The organism is Massilia terrae (assembly GCF_024753145.1).
In the GTDB taxonomy this organism is placed as follows: Bacteria; Pseudomonadota; Gammaproteobacteria; order Burkholderiales; family Burkholderiaceae_D; genus Telluria; species Telluria terrae.
Map to the genome: position 1 here is coordinate 16,405 of NZ_JANUGU010000010.1, position 16,960 is coordinate 33,364.

15 protein-coding genes are annotated in these 16,960 nt (G+C 57.3%); 12 read left to right on the forward strand and 3 right to left on the reverse strand.

Annotated elements, in window-relative coordinates:
* Positions 1 to 143 precede the first annotated feature (143 nt).
* The 3 genes from NX778_RS22120 to NX778_RS22130 are packed head-to-tail and all read left to right on the forward strand — an operon-like array spanning position 144 to position 2,393.
* Positions 144 to 383, forward strand: a complete 240-nt coding sequence (locus NX778_RS22120) for a RepB family protein (protein WP_258813970.1) — start codon at positions 144 to 146, stop codon at positions 381 to 383.
* Positions 380 to 1,120: a DUF5131 family protein gene (locus NX778_RS22125; protein WP_258813971.1), complete on the forward strand. Its 741-nt coding sequence runs from the start codon at positions 380 to 382 to the stop codon at positions 1,118 to 1,120. Before NX778_RS22120 ends, NX778_RS22125 begins: the two co-directional genes overlap by 4 nt.
* A gap of 10 nt (positions 1,121 to 1,130) precedes the next feature.
* Positions 1,131 to 2,393, forward strand: a complete 1,263-nt coding sequence (locus NX778_RS22130) for a three-Cys-motif partner protein TcmP (RefSeq protein ID WP_258813972.1) — start codon at positions 1,131 to 1,133, stop codon at positions 2,391 to 2,393.
* Here NX778_RS22130 and NX778_RS22135 read toward each other — a convergent pair.
* From NX778_RS22135 to NX778_RS22145, 3 genes are all read right to left on the reverse strand, one after another.
* Positions 2,390 to 3,307, reverse strand: a complete 918-nt coding sequence (locus tag NX778_RS22135) for a three-Cys-motif partner protein TcmP (protein WP_258813973.1) — start codon at positions 3,305 to 3,307, stop codon at positions 2,390 to 2,392. The two genes, NX778_RS22130 and NX778_RS22135, sit on opposite strands and share 4 nt — an antisense overlap.
* A gap of 1,014 nt (positions 3,308 to 4,321) precedes the next feature.
* Positions 4,322 to 6,289: a hypothetical protein gene (locus NX778_RS22140; protein ID WP_258813974.1), complete on the reverse strand. Its 1,968-nt coding sequence runs from the start codon at positions 6,287 to 6,289 to the stop codon at positions 4,322 to 4,324.
* Positions 6,290 to 6,477: 188 nt separating this feature from the next.
* Positions 6,478 to 8,061, reverse strand: a complete 1,584-nt coding sequence (locus NX778_RS22145) for a DUF4214 domain-containing protein (protein ID WP_258813975.1) — start codon at positions 8,059 to 8,061, stop codon at positions 6,478 to 6,480.
* 466 nt (positions 8,062 to 8,527) lie between these two features.
* Between NX778_RS22145 and gspG the strand changes: the two genes are divergently transcribed.
* The 9 genes from gspG to NX778_RS22190 are packed head-to-tail and all read left to right on the forward strand — an operon-like array spanning position 8,528 to position 16,959.
* Positions 8,528 to 8,953: a type II secretion system major pseudopilin GspG gene (gene gspG / locus NX778_RS22150; protein ID WP_258813976.1), complete on the forward strand. Its 426-nt coding sequence runs from the start codon at positions 8,528 to 8,530 to the stop codon at positions 8,951 to 8,953.
* A gap of 28 nt (positions 8,954 to 8,981) precedes the next feature.
* Positions 8,982 to 10,166 (forward strand): type II secretion system F family protein, encoded by a 1,185-nt coding sequence (locus NX778_RS22155; protein WP_258813977.1) that lies wholly within the window; start codon positions 8,982 to 8,984, stop codon positions 10,164 to 10,166.
* Complete coding sequence (locus tag NX778_RS22160) at positions 10,163 to 11,881, forward strand: GspE/PulE family protein (protein ID WP_258813978.1); 1,719 nt, start codon at positions 10,163 to 10,165, stop codon at positions 11,879 to 11,881. The genes NX778_RS22155 and NX778_RS22160 overlap by 4 nt, the downstream gene beginning before the upstream one ends.
* A complete protein-coding gene (locus tag NX778_RS22165) occupies positions 11,874 to 12,695 on the forward strand; it encodes a hypothetical protein (RefSeq protein ID WP_258813979.1) in 822 nt (273 codons plus the stop codon). The genes NX778_RS22160 and NX778_RS22165 overlap by 8 nt, the downstream gene beginning before the upstream one ends.
* A gap of 5 nt (positions 12,696 to 12,700) precedes the next feature.
* Positions 12,701 to 13,237: a PilN domain-containing protein gene (locus NX778_RS22170; protein ID WP_258813980.1), complete on the forward strand. Its 537-nt coding sequence runs from the start codon at positions 12,701 to 12,703 to the stop codon at positions 13,235 to 13,237.
* Entirely contained in the window at positions 13,219 to 13,839 is a 621-nt protein-coding gene (locus NX778_RS22175; RefSeq protein ID WP_258813981.1) for a hypothetical protein, read from the forward strand. The genes NX778_RS22170 and NX778_RS22175 overlap by 19 nt, the downstream gene beginning before the upstream one ends.
* The gene (locus tag NX778_RS22180) at positions 13,836 to 14,453 is read left to right on the forward strand and encodes a hypothetical protein (protein WP_258813982.1); all 618 of its coding nucleotides are present in this window, start codon (positions 13,836 to 13,838) and stop codon (positions 14,451 to 14,453) included. Before NX778_RS22175 ends, NX778_RS22180 begins: the two co-directional genes overlap by 4 nt.
* On the forward strand, positions 14,453 to 16,483 hold the full coding sequence (locus NX778_RS22185) for a secretin GspD/PilQ domain-containing protein (protein ID WP_258813983.1): 2,031 nt from the start codon (positions 14,453 to 14,455) through the stop codon (positions 16,481 to 16,483). Before NX778_RS22180 ends, NX778_RS22185 begins: the two co-directional genes overlap by 1 nt.
* Positions 16,480 to 16,959 (forward strand): type II secretion system protein, encoded by a 480-nt coding sequence (locus NX778_RS22190; RefSeq protein ID WP_258813984.1) that lies wholly within the window; start codon positions 16,480 to 16,482, stop codon positions 16,957 to 16,959. Before NX778_RS22185 ends, NX778_RS22190 begins: the two co-directional genes overlap by 4 nt.
* Position 16,960: the final 1 nt, after the last annotated feature.

Here is a 16,960-nt window from a genome sequence, read left to right on the forward strand (position 1 = left end):
CGCCCTAGTGCGACCCTACGCTGAATCACGTTCAAAGCGCGTGCTCTGCTATTCGTCTCTGCTCCAGAAAATTTGAAATTTCTCTTGTTCCAGAAAAATGGATGTATGATTACCGTGTAATCAGACCGGACATAGCGACGAGCGTGGCAAAGGAAAAAGTGGTGAATGCGAATAAGCGCGCGGGACAATTGGCTAGCGCTCAGAATGCGTACCGTGCGCGGATGCGCGATGAAGGATTTCGGCGACTGCAAGAGTGGTTGCCGGAAGGTACGATGAACGCTTTGAAGGCAATTTGCGAGCGTCACGGGATCTCGCAACGTGAGGCGATCATCCGATCGATCAGGCAGGAACTCAAGAACCGTGGACGCGCGGAGGAAGCATGACTACTGGCACGAAGATTGAATGGACCGAGATGACGTGGAACCCCACTGTAGGCTGCACGAAGATCTCCCCGGGCTGCAAGAACTGCTACGCAGAGAAGATGGCTGAACGGCTCCGCGCCATGAGAGCGCCGGGCTATGAGAACGGTTTCGAATTGACCCTGCTGCCCAAGCGCCTTGACGATCCACTGGGTCGCAAGAAGCCGACTGTCTACTTCGTCAACTCAATGTCGGACTTATTCCACGAAGGCGTGCCATTTGCGTACATCGACCTTGTCTTCGAAGTTATCGTGAAAGCGCACTGGCACACATTCCAGATCCTGACGAAGCGCGCGGATCGTATGGCTGAATACTTCCAAAGTCGCGTGGCCCCGGCTAACGCCTGGCTCGGAGTTTCCGTCGAGGACCGCAAATACGGCCTGCCGCGCATTAACCACCTGCGTACAGTCAACGCGACGGTGCGCTTTCTGTCGGTCGAACCGTTGCTTGAGGACTTGGGGGCGATGGACCTACGCAATATCCATTGGGTCATCGTGGGCGGTGAGTCCGGTCCAAAGGCGCGCCCCATGCGCCAGGAATGGGTTGAGTCGATTCAGGAACAATGTGAAGAGCAGAACGCGGCCTTCTTCTTCAAGCAATGGGGAGGTTGGGGTGCCGATGGTAAGCGCCGTGCGAAGAAGTCCAACGGACGCCTGATTAATGGGCGTACCTACGACGAGATGCCCGCGACGGCCGCCTGACCATCCACTGATGCAGAGCCAATATACCTGGGAGCACGGGCCGGCCGCAATCGCGCAGCACAGCATCGCGAAGCACCGGATTTTACAAGCATATCTGGCTCGATACTTTCAGGTTTTGATTGGCGGTCGCCGCGACGAATTCAAGCTCACGCTTGTGGACGGTTTCGCTGGAGGTGGGCTGTACTACCATGAGGACACGAAGGAGATAGTGCGCGGCTCTCCACTAATTTTCCTCGATGCGGCGCGTGAGGCGGAATACATAGTCAACCGTGATCGTATTCATCCAGTACGCTTCGATCTGAGCTACTTTTTCATCGAGTCCAACCGAGCGGCCCACCAACACCTGCTCAAGGTGCTGACCGAATACCAGCATGGGCACCGGATCGGCCAGGACATTTTTGTCCAGCGAGCTGACTTCTTGAACGAGGCCAAGGCCATCATCGAGTTCATCGCCAAGAAGAGTCCGCGCAATGGACGCTCGATCTTCGCGTTGGACCAGTTCGGCTACAACGCCGTGCCGACCTCCGTCATTCGCGAGATCCTGCACAGCTTACCTGGCGCCGAGGTCATTCTAACCTTCGGCGTCGATTCACTTCTTAACTACGCCAACGAGCAGAATTTCGCCAACAGCCTGCGCAAGATCGGTATCCCAACCCTCCTGTCTGGCAAAACCATCCGAGAGATCAAGGAGTCCGACAAGGACTGGCGCCTTTTCATTCAATCCTCTCTTTATCAATCCCTCGTGCGGCAGTGCGGAGCAAAGCACTTCACACCATTTTTCATCCGAAACAAGCAAGGCCACGGGGACTACTGGCTGATTCACCTGTCCCAGCACCACCGCGCCCGTGACGTGATGACGGACGTGCACTGGCAGAACCAAAACTACTTCATTCACTATGCCGGCGCGGGACTGGACATGTTCAACCTGCTTGGCTATGACCCGCGGTTCGACCATCAGCATGCGAAGCAAGGGGTGCTGGGCTTTGAGTTCGACGGGCCGGCCCGCGAAAAAAGCACCAGGGCGCTGATGGAACAGATTCCTAAGATCGTCTTCGCGCATGACGAGGGCGTGACTTACGAGTCGCTTTACGTCAGCACCTGCAACGAGTCGCCCGCGACCAGCGAAATCTACCAGGAGGCGATCGAGCGCCTGCTTGGCCATGGGACTGTCGAGGTGCTTGGCTCAGCAGGCGAAAGGCGCCGCTCGGCGCGCCAGATCCGAGCAGGTGACCGGATCGTGCCACCGCTGCAGCGGACTTTGTTTACCTTCTAGCCGAACAGATCGCCTTGCGGTGGCGGGCTGGCAGCGGTAGGGCGTTTGGCTGGCGCGGGCGCCTTGTCAAAGTTCCCCAAGATGTGACTGGCCATCCTGCGTGACAGGGCGACGGCTTTCTCGGCCGGGTTAGAGATGCAACAAAATAGAGCGAAAAGCGGGGCACCTTTGCTCGAGCGTAAGAAGAGCGGATCGCTCACCCACCCTGTGAAGACCCCGGCCAAGCGTGCTTGGACGAATGCCGCGATTCCCTCGGGATCGGCCACGCGCACTAGCCGCGGCGGCACGCCAAGTAGGTTGTCCTGCCCTTCGGTCTGATAGAACGCCTCGCGCCAGCTGCGGGTGCCTAGGACCGAATCCAAGGCCGCAAGCTTACTGTCGTCAATCTTCGAAAAGTCGTTGGCAGCTTGCCGGTAGACGGCCGAGAGCGGGAACAAGTACCACACATCTAAGGCGCGCGTATCTGCCGCCCTTTGTAGGGTCGCCAAAGGTACGTTCATGCCGTACGGGTCCAGGAACAGCACACCACGGCTGCGTTTCCAGTCGATCTGACCAAGGATCGTGTCGATAGCCACATTGGCGTCCTCGCGATGTACGTGGACATGCGAACCTCTGCCTGCGGCAAGCTGCTGCAACTCCGCCACATGTACTTCGTTCAAGTCAATCAAGTGGATTTCATCGAAGGCGGGTTCCACCTGGAGCGCAATCTTAGCGGAACCAGCGATCGACTCGACCGTGTGCTCGTTGAACTTAATCTCGCATTCACCGGTCCCCGCAAAAGCGTCGATGTAGATACGCCGGAACGGGTTGGCAGGGTAGGGTTTGTATTGCAGCGCCGTATTGAAAGCCATCAGGTAACGGCGCAGCATGTCCAGCTTGATCTGTGTCCATGGCCCTCCAAACGAATGCTTCATTGTTGGTATCACCTCGGTTTGTTCTCACGGTAAATTGTACGCTGCTCGAGGCCTTCCCGGCGAGTGGCTGGCCGAGTCCGCGTTCACTATCATGGTTGAGGTTGCGGACAGAATCGGAACGCGCAAGATTGCCTCCCATGTTCAAAGACCTGGACCGCCCGATCTGTCATGCCGGTTCATGGAGCGCCCCCTTTTCCGCCGCTAGCATTGCCTGGGACGGTATCGTCATTCGCAGATCCGCGCTGAGCCAACATCCACTAAGATGCCCTGGCGTCATCTCTTGGAATAGTAAAACGCATGTTCAAGTGGCTGCTCGAATGAGGACGACTTCGAAGCTCACGCGTCAGACGTCGTCGGCGGCCTGGGCGCAGCCGCAGAGGTGTGTGCGGTCGAACTTGCTGGGGCGATTGCCGCGGGGGCAGGCCCGGCGACTGGTCCACTTGGCGCCAGCCCTGCAGCAGAAGAAATCAATGCTAGGTCGGCGATAAAATCTCGTGCCGGCCGATCGTGAGCGCCGTAATCCGAAAACTTCCCCTTGTAGCCGATCTGCAAGAAGATGAGCTTGTAGACAAGCGTGGCTAGCCGGTACCCCACGTCGATCAAGTGGGGCCGGTGTTCGCAACCACTGAGTTTGTGCTCGCCGAACTGCAAAACTTTGGGCTCCATCCGGAACAGTTCGTCGGGCGACATACTGACGTGCTCGGCTAGCGCCCATTGTGCAACACAGTGCGATACGACTGGGCTGTGGCCGTCTTGCGCCGCGCAGACAACGTGAAAGCAAAAAAATGCTTGATTCGGACCGTATTTCTCGGCTCCTGCCAATCAAACCGCGGGGCTGAATCCTTTGCGGATTAAGTGAAGAGATAATATCAATTTGACAATGTTGGCGCTTTGGCCAAATTAGCTGTACAGCTAATTTGGCCACAACTGGACGTTCCCCCATCCGTACCGGGTTGCGATAGCCGCTAGTGGAATTATCTGCCAGTCAAACCGGCCACCGTTTAGCGTGCGCGATCAATGATCGGGGGTAAATGCCATCTCAACCTTTTCCAAGAAAAAACTCAATTTACGGGTGTCGTCCGACACACCGAATTGGGCAGGCGACGTTGGATTCAGATTTTGCAAGTTGATATTTAGCTTGCCACCTTGGACGGCTACGCCCTTAGGAATTACGATACGCTGTTGATCTAGTGAGAGAACTCCCAGATCTGTCCCATTGACAAATACACGTGTACGTTCATCCGGGACGAGATAATGTCCGCTTAGGATGATAAATTGAACGTTTGCGCGCTCGCCCGCTTCCAGCACTATGGTTGAGCGATCACCGTCTGTCCAGACTCCGCTATCTTCCATTCCAGACCAACCCTCGCCCAATAGCTTGGTATTTTCGGCTCGCCGCCCCAAACGCCACTCACGTCGGATGGTCCTACCTAATTCACAAGAGAATGGACCGCTGTAGTAGACCCAACCTCTGACGCTATCGGAAACCTTCGAAGCCACAACTTCTTGCGTATCACTGCACAAGCCCGATTCCGACCATCCGTCGTTAAGCTCGTGACGGATAATTTTAGTTGGCACCGGCCCATCATAATGTACGGCTATATCAGTTGGGGTGAACACACGCTCTTTGTGAAACTCACGTTCCAAGAAAATTTCGGGTTCTGGGTTATAAATTTTTGGGTACTTATTCAATAAGAAGTTGGCAAATCTAGTGTTTTCAAGATAACCGCCATCAGGCCATCTGGCCTCCCACGCAACGATTAGCTGAAGCGCGATACTTAGCGTCAGGATTAGTGTCCGCCTGTTTTCGCTCTGGTGCGGGAAGCTTGCCAAGCAGAGCGCTACTACGGGCATTGACGCCCAGTAGCCATATCTGATTACCAAGGCATATCCGCTGTTCCAATTTGTTGCTGTGAAAGTCGGAACGACCATCACCACCAAGAGAACTAATGCAAAAATGGCGTGAATCGCCCAACGGGACTTAATGTTAGATGGTAGGCTGCTGACACAAAGAACTAAGCTGGCAAATAGCGCTGGTAAACCTACAAGCAGCCCTTGATTGGGATCCAGAAAGAATGAAACGGCGCGGTTTATAGATACCAATGAGCTTGATGTGTAATGCTGTGCAATGATACTTGGAACACCAAAGTAAATGTATGAATAAACGTAAGGTGCAACTGCTGTGATTACACCTGCAGCTACTGTTACAGACGCCACAATCTTCGACCGCCGCTTTATAGCAATAATTACTACCCAGGGAAAGCGGGTTGCTAGCCAGTAGTAGCAAGCAGCGGCGGGGATAAGTACAGCAGCCGAGGGATTCTGCGAGGCGGCCACTCCACCGCAGAAGATCGCGAGCGAAAAGTCACGGCGCATAAGACTAAGCGTAGCCAGAAGAACAGCGCAACCCGTCAAGACTTCCGGCCCTGTCCAACGCAGATAGAACAGCGTACCGCTCGCGAGCAAGAACAAACCTAGTTGATTGCGGCAACGCCCGATCCATTTTGCAATTGCGAGTAGCGTCAGGATTACTAACGTCGCATTCAGAGTGGAAAATGCATAGGCGGGGTTAACATGTAGCGCTGAAGTCACTGCGCAAAACGGTGCGGCGAGCGCCGAGTAAAGCCAGAAATGTATGGATCGTATGTCCCCGCGCACATCCTTTGCGAATCCCATGTAGATGCGCTGGCCTTGGGCGAGGCCGTTTGGCACTTCTAATATTCCGACCTGAGGAATACCCGATTTTCGGGCTTTCTCGGAAGGTATTGCTTTAAGCTCTGCAAAATCTTCAGATCGAATGTCGGGTGATAAATGGTTGTAGAAGGCGACTGACGTCATGAAGTATTCGCCACCGTCGCCATCCACGCGAGTTCCGACAAAACAGGCTGCCAGAGCGGTAAAGAATATGATCGGAACGACGGCTGCGCTCAGTACTTGTTTGAGCAGAACTTGCGGTGCAATATGGCGGATCAGTGATTTCACGCGGGAATTATGCCTTGAAACGAGAGTTCCCTCTAGTTTACTTGAGCCAGGCACCGGCGTGACGTCCACCAAAGCACGAGATGACGGCACGGCTTCGGATTTTTAACTCTGCCTAGCTAGTTACTCGTAATGCGGGGCGCTCCGTGCCCCTACCTGGGACGCAAGATAGGTAGGGGTGCCGTAGGACGTTAGTGCCAGGCGCAACCGATCACTATTGGATCGTTCACAGGAACGACAATATTCGGTTGCACATCGAAGTTGTCAGCGTAGGGTTGTGGGGCAACGGCGACAGCCCGTAGGCCGCAATTGTTGACGTTTGTTGGAGGCTGCAACGCTAAAAACGCATTTGACTGGACGCTTGCGCCAACCATGCCGCTAACGGCGATGGCTACATATGTAGTGACATTCTGGTTACCACTGTTGTTTCCATTGAACTTCGCCCCTTTGCCGGTAAAAGAATTCGAGCCAAACCATGCTCGGGTTCCCGTTGATATGACAAAATCGAGGTGAACACTCGGGCTGGACCAAACCACGTTGTTGAGGAATTGGGTGCCCGTGAAATCATGCTGGACGCTCAACGGGAGACTCGAATATCCAGTGCCTGGCAAATTGCTCAGAGCGTCGGCGACAATGCCTCCCCATGCGGAGTTGCCGGCATTGAGGATCGTATTGTTGCTCACTTGGCTATGTTGGACGTCAGGATACACGGTGAAAACAATGATGCTGACATCCGTCGCATCGATCACTTCATTGTAAGCAACTAGCACGTTTTTGCATGCAATGCTGATACCGTCGCTCCAGGTAGAGTCCCAATGATTCGAGCCGAAGGCAGTTATTAGGTTGTTCTCTACGTCTCCACCGTCGCAGGTTGATCCGGAATTTAAGTACTGGAGATGGGTCCAGCTAGTCGAGTCAGAAATGATGTTGTTTGTTACAGCAACGTTCGATCCGTGAGCAAAAACCGGAGGTGAGTTGATTGCGTGGTGATTGGAATCTAAAGGAAATCCAAAACGATTTCGCTGGTCGTCTACCCAAACACTCTTCAGGCCGGCATTGTCGAGCAATTCGACTAACGGACCGGTGAAGGTGCCGTTTCTCGCAAGTCGACCGAGCAGCGGTCCTTTTGCTTTGCCGGGCAAACCGACAGTCGCCAAAGTCACCCCCGATGGTATCGTTAAGGTGCTCGAAAGATAGATGACAGCACCCTGTTCAATATAAACAGTGCTGCCAGACGTTGCGGCACTAAGAGCAGAGCGCAGATTAGACTCGTTGGTCGCTGCTCCTGTGCTCGTGACGACAAGATTAGCGGGTACCACGTTCTGCCAGCCGATCGGTGAGTTGCCACAATAGATAGATGTGCGGTTCAGAAACTCGGTTGTTCCCACCAAATTGTTGACGATAGTGGTCCAGCTTACCCCCGAGCTCAGTTGATTAATTACGCTGTTCAACTCAGACGTGGACGCGTCGCGATTTAGCGCTGCGCGGTAAAGCCGGAAGGCTTTTTCCTGACCAGAAGGCGAACGACTTAAGAACTCGGATGAGGTAAGGATGTCGCGCGCGTTGGCTTGCAAGGTTGCGGCGCCACAGGAATTTCCATTCCAATAATTCAAGATGCCACCCCAGCCGGCTTGGTCAGGGATCCGGCCTAATCCCTCAGTGTAAAGTTTGGATGAAAACTGCCCAGTTCCGACGCTCATCGTTGCATTGGCGTTTGAACTTAGAAGACAAGCTGCTGCTATCGCAATCGCGCTCAACATTTTCCGGAACGTCATATGATCTCCTGTTAAGTTGCATAAATGCAACATAATCATAACAGTTGATCGATTTAAAAAGACTATCCAAAAGTAACGATGAGCTTTTGAAGTGGAAATTCATTGCATGGGAAATCCGTGCGGTCCCATTCTTCGACTCTGTTCGGGATCAACCGCACTGAGTAGGCAGATATCAACGACTTGCAGTACCCAAAACGCATAAAAGCAAAAATATTGAACTCGGTTGCAGTAATACAATGGTCCAGCCGTCCATTTATTCGTATTTGAGTTTTGGTAGCTATCAGAGTTGCCATTTCTCCGCGTTTTTGACTTGGGAACTACCCTGTATTGAGCCGAAGAGAATTACGCCGACAAGCTAGCAAAAGTGATAGGTTGGTCCGAGCTAATCGCCTTGCGTACCATGATAGCCTCTGAACCAAGCTCATCAATAAGAAACGAAGAGGTCGATTTAATGTGCGTTAGGTCTGTGCGAAAAATCCTGCACGTTCAACAGCCGGGTTTCACGCTACTCGAACTTTTAGTAGTAATCGTAATTATTGGGTTACTTGCGGCCTATGTTGGTCCTAAGTATTTTTCGCAGCTTGGCAAATCGGAAGTGACGGTAGCGCATGCGCAGATCGACGCCTTCGAAAAGTCGCTTGACACCTTCCGTCTCGACGTTGGCCGGTATCCGAGCACCGATGAAGGTCTAATCGCCTTAGTCACGGCACCGCCAGCAGCGGCTGCCAAGTGGAATGGCCCTTACTTGAAGAAGGATATTCCGCTAGATCCGTGGGGGCACCCATACCAGTACCATGCGCCGGGCACCAAGGGCGACTACGTGATCGTTTCGCTTGGCAAGGACGGTCAGCCTGGAGGCAGCGGCGAAGACGCCGACATTAGTTCACCGTAGTCTATCTCCGCACGTCAAGGCACCTGCTATGCAGTTCGCGGTACGCGCCCTCGCTTCCGACATGAGCATCGCTCAACTTGTCGTCGATGCTTCAGACGAAGCCGACGCGCGGCGTCAGGTTGAGGCTCGCGGGCTGTACGTCAGCGCGGTCGAGCCGGCCATGGCGCTGCCAATAGCTCGATATAGGGGCAACTTGTCGCTAGTGTTGTTCAGTCAAGAGCTCCTGGCCCTACTTACGGCGGGCTTGGGTATTGTCGAGGGCCTTGAGGCTCTGCTCGAAAAGGAGGGTAATCTGGCAACGCAGGCGATATTAGGGCGCCTGGTCATTGGACTGCGCGAGGGCAAGCGGCTGTCAGGGGTATTGGCGGAACAGCCAACCGTGTTCCCTTTGCTCTTCGTCGGTATCGTACGCGCTGCCGAAGGCACAAGCGATCTCCCGCGGGCACTCGAGCGCTACATCGAATACCAACGGCGCATCGACGCTGTGCGTACCAAGGTCCTTAGCGCTTCCATCTATCCCGTTATCTTGCTTCTGGTCGGTGGGGGCGTGAGCATCTTTCTGATGACTTATGTTGTACCGCGTTTCGCCGAGGTCTATCAAGGTGCCGGGCGTAGGTTGCCGTTGCTATCGCACTTGATGCTCGACTGGGGCCAGTTTGCCACGCGCCACACCGGGTCGCTTATGCTCACGATCGCCGCGGCGCTTGTGGTGGCGCTAAGGTTCGTGACGCGCCTCGTCCGGCGTGGAAGCGTTGCACGCCTCCTGGAGCACCTGCCGGGCATCGGCGATCGCGCCCGCGTTTACGAACTGTCGCGTCTATATCTAACGCTCGGCATGTTAAGCGAGGGGGGCATCACAGTCTTGACGGCGATCGACATCGTGCAGGCCATGGCATCACCTGCGATTGCGAAGGGCTTGCGCGAGGCGCGCGCTGCTATCGAGTCCGGTCGCCCGCTGTCGGACGCCTTCGAGGCTAACGGCCTTACCACACCGATCTCGTTACGCATGCTGCGCGTGGGCGAGCGTACCGGGGAGATGGGCGTCATGCTGACTCGTTCGGCAGCCTTCTACGACGGCGAGATCGGGCGCTGGATTGACCGCTTCACTCGTACGTTCGAGCCACTACTGATGGCAGCGATTGGCCTAGTTGTGGGTGCGATCGTGGTACTCCTCTACATGCCAATTTTCGACCTCGCCGGAGACCTCTCATGAACGCCCCGTTCGATACGCCTTTCGACGCGGCGCTGCTGGTCCGTGCGCGTGCTCAAAGCAGTGAGTCACGGCGTTCACTGATCGAGGAGTTGCAAGGCCTGACCAGTCTGGAGGCGCGCCAAGTGGTGGGCAAGCTGGCCGACTTGTTTGGTCTGGCGACCATGGAAACTGTCGAAATGTTCGACCAGGAGCCGGCTTTCGATCGCCTACCGCTGGCCCAGGCAATGGCGCGCCAATGCGCTCTGCTTCGCCAGCCCGGCGGCGTGAACGCCAGCGGTCTGCTGACCGCCGTTATTGCCGACCCGTTCGATCTCGACCTGCAAACCTGGCTTCAGGTCCAAGCCGGGTGCACGCCCCCCGCCTCTCTGCGCCTGTGTCTGGCGCTACAGTCCGACATTCTGGCCTACCTCGGCAAGCAGGAAGAATCAGTGCGCGCGGTCGATACCGTGGTCGGGGAGCGAGCCGGCGACACATATGGCCGCCGCGAGGGCAAGACCGCGTCGGTCCTAACCTTCGCGTCGGTGTCCGAAGCCGCCAGCCCGGCGGTCAAGCTGGTCGACTCGACCCTGTACGATGCTCTAAAATGCGGCGCCTCCGACATTCACCTGGAAAGCACGGCGTCCGGTCTGGCCGTCAAATATCGTGTCGATGGCGTGCTGGACCATGGGGCTTCGGTCGGTGGCATCGAACTGGCCGAACACGTCATTTCCCGGCTGAAGGTGTTGGCGGAGCTCGACATCGCCGAACGTCGCGTGCCACAGGACGGCAGCTTCCGGGTCGAATCTGGCGGACGCGAGATCGACCTGCGTGTGTCGATCATGCCGAGTATTCACGGGGAAGACGCGGTGATCCGCATCCTTGACAAGCGCGCCATGCTCGCGGCTTGCGGGGCGTTGACGCTGGACGCACTCGGCTTCAATGCGCCTTCGCTCCAGATGCTACGCGGTCTGGCCCGCGAAGCGTATGGCATGCTGTTGGTGACTGGGCCGACCGGTTCAGGCAAGACCACTACGCTCTACGCCGCGCTTACCGAAATTCACAACGGGCGCGAGAAGATCATTACTATCGAGGACCCCGTCGAATACCACCTCCCCGGCATCCTGCAAATCCCAGTCAATGAAAAGAAGGGCCTGACCTTCGCAAGAGGCCTACGCTCGATCTTGCGCCACGACCCTGACAAGATCATGGTCGGCGAGATTCGCGACCGCGAGACCGCTGAGATCGCAGTGCAGTCGGCCCTGACCGGCCACTTGGTGTTGACCACTGTACACGCCAATAATGTGTTCGACGTATTTGGCCGTTTCACCCATATGGATATCGACCCATATGCCTTTGTGTCAGCGCTGAACGGCATCTGGGCGCAGCGCTTGGTGCGGATAAACTGTCCGCACTGTGCCATGCGCTGCGAACCGGATGAAACCGAATTGGCCTCGGTGCATTTGTCAGCAGGGGAAGTCGTCGACTATCTGTTCATGCGCGGCAAGGGCTGCGGCGACTGCCGCGGAACCGGCTATAAGGGCCGCCGCTCGATCGCCGAAATCCTGACCTTGAACGACGAGATCCGCGAACTGATCGTCGACAAGCAGCCGATGCGCCGAATCAAGGCCGCGGCCGCCGCCAACGGCACGCGCAGCCTGCGCATGGCCGCGCTCGAGCTGGTCAGAAGTGGCGTCACCACCATTGAAGAAATCCGCCGGGTGACCCTGCATGCTTAATTCTTTCAAACCCTGGACCGGATACGCGCTGCGCATCGGGGTTGCCCCCGGCGCGCTGGCACTGGTGCGCACCAGTATCTGGCGCCATGAGCACGCGCTGTTACTAGAGGACGTGCACGTGAAGGGCGATGGCCGCGAGGGGCTGACAGATGCACTGTACGCGTTGCTAGACCGGCATCCAGTGCGTGGCTGGCCTTTGACTTTGGTGCTGGCGGACGAACTGGTGCGGCTATGGCAGGTCACGCCGCCGAGGGGCAGCACACGCTTGTCCGACCTCAAAGCCGCGAGCGCACTGCGCTTCCAGACCTTGTTCGGCGACAGCGCGGCCGATTGGCGGATCCAGGCCGATTGGAGCGCTACGCGGCCCTTTCTGGCGGCGGCGCTGCCTCAGGCCTGGCTCGATGGTTTTTTCGGGGTCGCACGGGCGCGGCGCTGCCATCTGACCGAAGTCGTGCCGCAGCTGGTCGCGGCACTCAACCAGTACCGCCGCCTCCGCCGGCCCGATGCCTGGTTCGGTCTGTCGCACGGTGGGGTACTGAACCTCGCCGTATTTGACGGTAAGGCCTTTACTGCGGTACGCGCCACCCCTTTCCCGTCCGGCGCCGACTGCGACTGGTTGAACGCCTATATCGCGCGTGAGGCGCTGCGGATCGGCGTCGAGCGGCCAGGACGTCTGGAGATCTGCGGTCCGACGCCGAGAGCTTGGGCTGTAAACCCAGAACGCTTAGAGTTTGCGTGCACTGTATTCGAGGATGCGGTCGATCCTTTATGGTCGGACGCCGCGCGACTGGCCCTGACAGGGAGACTGCTATGAGGGTGATGCGCATCGATTTCGCACCGCCCAGCCTGCACCGTGCCATGCTGAAGGCGCCGCGTCTGGCTTGGGCGATGTTTTTCATGAGCCTGGCGATGGTTCCTTCACTCGCTGGAAGCAGCATGAAATACCATGCACTGTTGCGTGAACAGGTGAACGAGCAAGCAAGGATTCAGGCCCTTGCTGTCCGATCCGTGCCCACGGCGCGGCCTGCGGCTCCCCCACTCTCCGCGGCGCAGGCGAGCAAAATCAATGCTGCTGTGTTGCAGCTTAACCTTCCATGGCTAGCCCTGCATGACGCCCTGCAGACAGCTACGCCGGCCAGCATTGCGCTGCTGTCGCTGGAGCCCGACGCAAGGAAGCGTAATTTGCGAATCACGGCCGAGGCCAAGAACAGCGACGACATGATCACTTACGTCGAGCAGCTCAGGCTGCAGGACTTGTTTGGCGCCGTCTCCTTGGTGCACCACGAGCTCAATCAGCAGGACCCGAACCGCCCGATTCGCTTCCAGATCGAGGCGGAATGGAGAACCAAGCCATGAGCAGGTCGTCTCTGGGTGTACTTGTGCTGTGCCTACGTCTGATCATACGGCAAGTTAACCCGGTCACTCTGATTACCACTGTGGTGCTCGTCGCAGCGTCGGGCACAACGTTATGGATGCTGCACCTTGTATTAGGACTGGAGGCCGCGCGCGACCAATGGCGTACGCAGATAGCGCACGAGCTTGCGGCGCGAGCCGCCGCCCTGCGGGTTCCGGCGCCCCCGGCCAGAGCCCCCGACCATCTGGCGCAATTTTATAAGGCGCTCGGCGAGCGCCGTTACGCCGAGCAGCAGATCAAGACCTTGTTCGGGCTAGCCGCGAAGAATGGTCTCCCGCTGGCGCAGGGAGAGTACAAGGCTGACTACGACCACAACACCCAGGTGGCCACCTATAAGGTCAATCTGCCTGTCAAAGGCAGCTACGAGGCGATCTGGCGTTTTGCGATGGACGCGCTGCGCGCTATTCCCTTTGCGTCGCTTGACCACATCGGGTTCAAGCGCGATACGATTAGCGACCCGCAGGTGGAGGCCCGGCTGCAGCTAACCCTGTACCTGAGTGATCGCGCGGCGGACTCCTACATTGGCGCCGGAGGTGCTCAATGAAGTCTCGCCACCTCGTGCTAGTTGCAGCGCTCATCGGCTCTGCTGCGCTCGTAGCCTTCGGCGAGCGCAGTTCAGCTGTCGCGATCGCCGAACCCGTCGAGCGATCGACGGCACGAGGGGGCTTGTTATCAACGACGCACGTTGCTTTGGATCGGCGCGTCGATCGGACCGCGGCGGGGCAAACCGAGGGGGAGGGCGCCACTGCATCCAAAGACAATGGCGAGATCATTCTGGCGCTGGTGCCGCGCGACACTCCTCTCGGGGAAGGTGAAGCTCAGTTCGGGCAAGGCGAGCAAAGTACAAGCGCAGGAGCCAACACATTGTTCGGTCACCAGGACTGGGCTCCGCCGATCCCCCCAGCGCCACCTCCGCCGCCACCACCGCCACCACCGCCTCCCTCGGCGCCGCCGCTGCCTTTCACTTTCATCGGAAAGGCGGTCGCGGGTGGGATTTTGGAGGTCTACCTGTCGCAGGGCGAGCGTACCTATGTCGTGCATGACAATGACCTGATCGAAGGGACATATCGGATAGAGAAAATTGCGCCCCCGCTCATGACCCTGACCTACCTGCCGCTGAAGCAGACTCAGCAGCTAAATATTGGAGTATTCGACTGATGCGAGTGATCCCGTTCCGCCTGCTGGTCTCGGTCCTGATGCCTTTGCTGTTGATCGGTTGTGCTGCCGAGAACGCCTATCGCGCGGGTAACGAGTTGGTCGCCCACGACAAAATCGAGGCAGGTCTCTTGAAATACCGTGAGGCGCTGTTAGCCGATCCATCCAACTTGGTCTACAAGATGGCGTACTTGCGCGCACGCGACGGCGCCACCAACCGATTGCTGACGCAAGCTGATCGTGAGTTAGCTGAAGGCAAGGTAGAACTGGCGACACAAGACTTTCGGCGCGTGCTGGCGATCGATCCGGTCAACGACCGCGCGCGGAGCGGCTTGCGCCAAGTCGAGGCAGATCACCGCCATACCGCGATGATGAGCGATGCACGCAAGTTGGCCCAGCGACAGGACTTTGACGGCGCGCGCCAGAAGCTAGAAGCGATCCTGACCGAGCGCCCAACATGGGACCCGGCGCGCAGACTGCTGGCGGACGTCAACGAAAGGGATTCGGCAGCACCGGCCGAAAAGGCGTTGGCTGAGATCTTCCGAACTCCGATCAGCCTGGAGTTTCGTGACGCCCCACTCAAACAAATTTTCGACGTGATCGCGCACCGTTCGGGGCTGAACTTCCTATTCGACAAAGATGTCAAGACTGACCAGCGTACGTCGATCTTCCTGAAGAACACAACTGTTGAGGCAGGAATCTACTTCCTATTAATGACCAACCAGCTCGAGCGACAGGTCATGGATGGAAATACCATCCTGATCTTCCCGAACCTGCCGGCAAAGCAGAAGGAATACCAACAGATGACGATCAAGACCTTCTACATTGCCAACGCAGAGGCCAAGAACGTGGCTAACACGCTCAAGACCATCCTAAAATCTCGCGACGTAGTAGTTAATGAGAAACTCAACCTTGTGATCCTGCACGATACCCCGGATGCAGTGCAGCTAGCGTCGCGTCTGGTCGCACTGGAGGATGTGCCCGAGCCCGAGGTGATGCTGGACGTCGAGGTGCTCCAAGTGCAACGCAACCGCCTGCTTGATCTCGGTATAGACTGGCCGACCAGTCTGCAGTTCGCTCCACTTCAGAGTGCCTCCGGTACACGGCTGACGATAGACGATTTGCGTCACCTAAGTACCTCCACTATCGGCGTAACTGGGGTGTCCGGCGCGATCACGGCTAGCAAGACCGATGGCGATGCGAATACGTTGGCCGCGCCACGGATCCGTGTGCGTAACAAGGAAAAGGCTAAGGTTGTCATCGGCGACAAGCTGCCGACCATTACCACGACGATTTCGTCAGGCGTCGGTGGGTTCGCATCGGAATCGGTGAACTATGTGGATGTCGGGCTGAAACTCGACGTCGAACCTACCATTTATCTGAACAACGAGATTGGGATTCGGATATCGCTCGAGGTCAGCAACCTGATCGACACGATCACGACCAAGACCGGCACCACGGCCTACCGGATTGGCACGCGTTCAGCAGCGACGATCTTGCAGCTGAAGGACGGCGAGAATCAGGTGTTGGCCGGTCTGATCCAGAACGACGATCGCAGCAGCGGCACCAAGCTGCCCGGCTTGGGTGACCTACCACTGCTGGGGCGTTTGTTCGGCAGCTCTCAGGACACCAGGAACCGCAGCGAGGTAGTGCTGTCGATCACGCCGCACCTTGTGCGCAACCTACAGCGACCTTCGGCCTCCAGCTCGGAATTCAGCGCCGGCACCGAGACCAGCTTCCGGCGCCGGCCGAACACGTCGCTGCGCCAGACGGCTGAGTTACCGGGTGTCCGCGCTTTGCCGCAGACACCACGGCAGCAAAACATCAACGTGCCGATAGCTGCGCCGGCGCAAGGGCAGGATATAGCAATGGCGCCGCCAAGTGTGCTCGGCAGCGCCAGCGTCACACCGCAGTCCGTCCCGCACTCAAGCCCAACCGACACATTGCCACCCGGGGCGGAGACACATATCAATCCGTTGCCAGCGGCTGTGGTCGCGCCTCTGGTGACTGCGCCAGTCGGCCAACAGAAATGAGAACGTTTGGCGCACGCGGATTCACCCTGATCGAGTTGTTGGTCACGCTTGCGATCCTTGCTTTGCTCGGCACGTTGATCGCACCTGTGGCTCAGCTGACGATCCAGCGCAGACAGGAACAAGAACTACGCGCAGCGTTGCACCAGATCCGGGCCGCTATCGACAACTACAAGAGGGCTTCCGATGAAGGTCGCATCACCAGGGCCGCCGGCGCGACCGGCTACCCGGCCAAGCTCGATTTGCTGGTCGAGGGCGAGGCCGACCTGCGTAGCCCGAAGCAGGCCAAAATATTCTTCCTGCGCCGGCTGCCGCGTGACCCTTTCAATCTCGACCCCGAGCTCACCGACGCTCAAACCTGGGGGAAGCGCAGCTATGCCAGCGAAGCCAACGACCCGAAGGAGGGCGCTGACGTTTACGACGTTTACTCGGTCTCGGGCAAGGTCGGCCTCAATGGCATACCCTACAGCCGATGGTGAC

Excerpts from the sequence above, each read along its gene's own strand:
- NX778_RS22145 (WP_258813975.1), bottom strand. The coding sequence starts at position 8,061 with ATGACGTTCCGGAAAATGTTGAGCGCGATTGCGATAGCAGCAGCTTGT.
- NX778_RS22155 (WP_258813977.1), top strand. The coding sequence starts at position 8,982 with ATGCAGTTCGCGGTACGCGCCCTCGCTTCCGACATGAGCATCGCTCAA.
- NX778_RS22160 (WP_258813978.1), top strand. The coding sequence starts at position 10,163 with ATGAACGCCCCGTTCGATACGCCTTTCGACGCGGCGCTGCTGGTCCGT.
- NX778_RS22180 (WP_258813982.1), top strand. The coding sequence starts at position 13,836 with ATGAAGTCTCGCCACCTCGTGCTAGTTGCAGCGCTCATCGGCTCTGCT.
- NX778_RS22130 (WP_258813972.1), top strand. The coding sequence starts at position 1,131 with ATGCAGAGCCAATATACCTGGGAGCACGGGCCGGCCGCAATCGCGCAG.
- NX778_RS22185 (WP_258813983.1), top strand. The coding sequence starts at position 14,453 with ATGCGAGTGATCCCGTTCCGCCTGCTGGTCTCGGTCCTGATGCCTTTG.
- NX778_RS22165 (WP_258813979.1), top strand. The coding sequence starts at position 11,874 with ATGCTTAATTCTTTCAAACCCTGGACCGGATACGCGCTGCGCATCGGG.
- NX778_RS22170 (WP_258813980.1), top strand. The coding sequence starts at position 12,701 with ATGCGCATCGATTTCGCACCGCCCAGCCTGCACCGTGCCATGCTGAAG.
- NX778_RS22125 (WP_258813971.1), top strand. The coding sequence starts at position 380 with ATGACTACTGGCACGAAGATTGAATGGACCGAGATGACGTGGAACCCC.
- NX778_RS22175 (WP_258813981.1), top strand. The coding sequence starts at position 13,219 with ATGGAGAACCAAGCCATGAGCAGGTCGTCTCTGGGTGTACTTGTGCTG.
- NX778_RS22190 (WP_258813984.1), top strand. The coding sequence starts at position 16,480 with ATGAGAACGTTTGGCGCACGCGGATTCACCCTGATCGAGTTGTTGGTC.
- NX778_RS22135 (WP_258813973.1), bottom strand. The coding sequence starts at position 3,307 with ATGAAGCATTCGTTTGGAGGGCCATGGACACAGATCAAGCTGGACATG.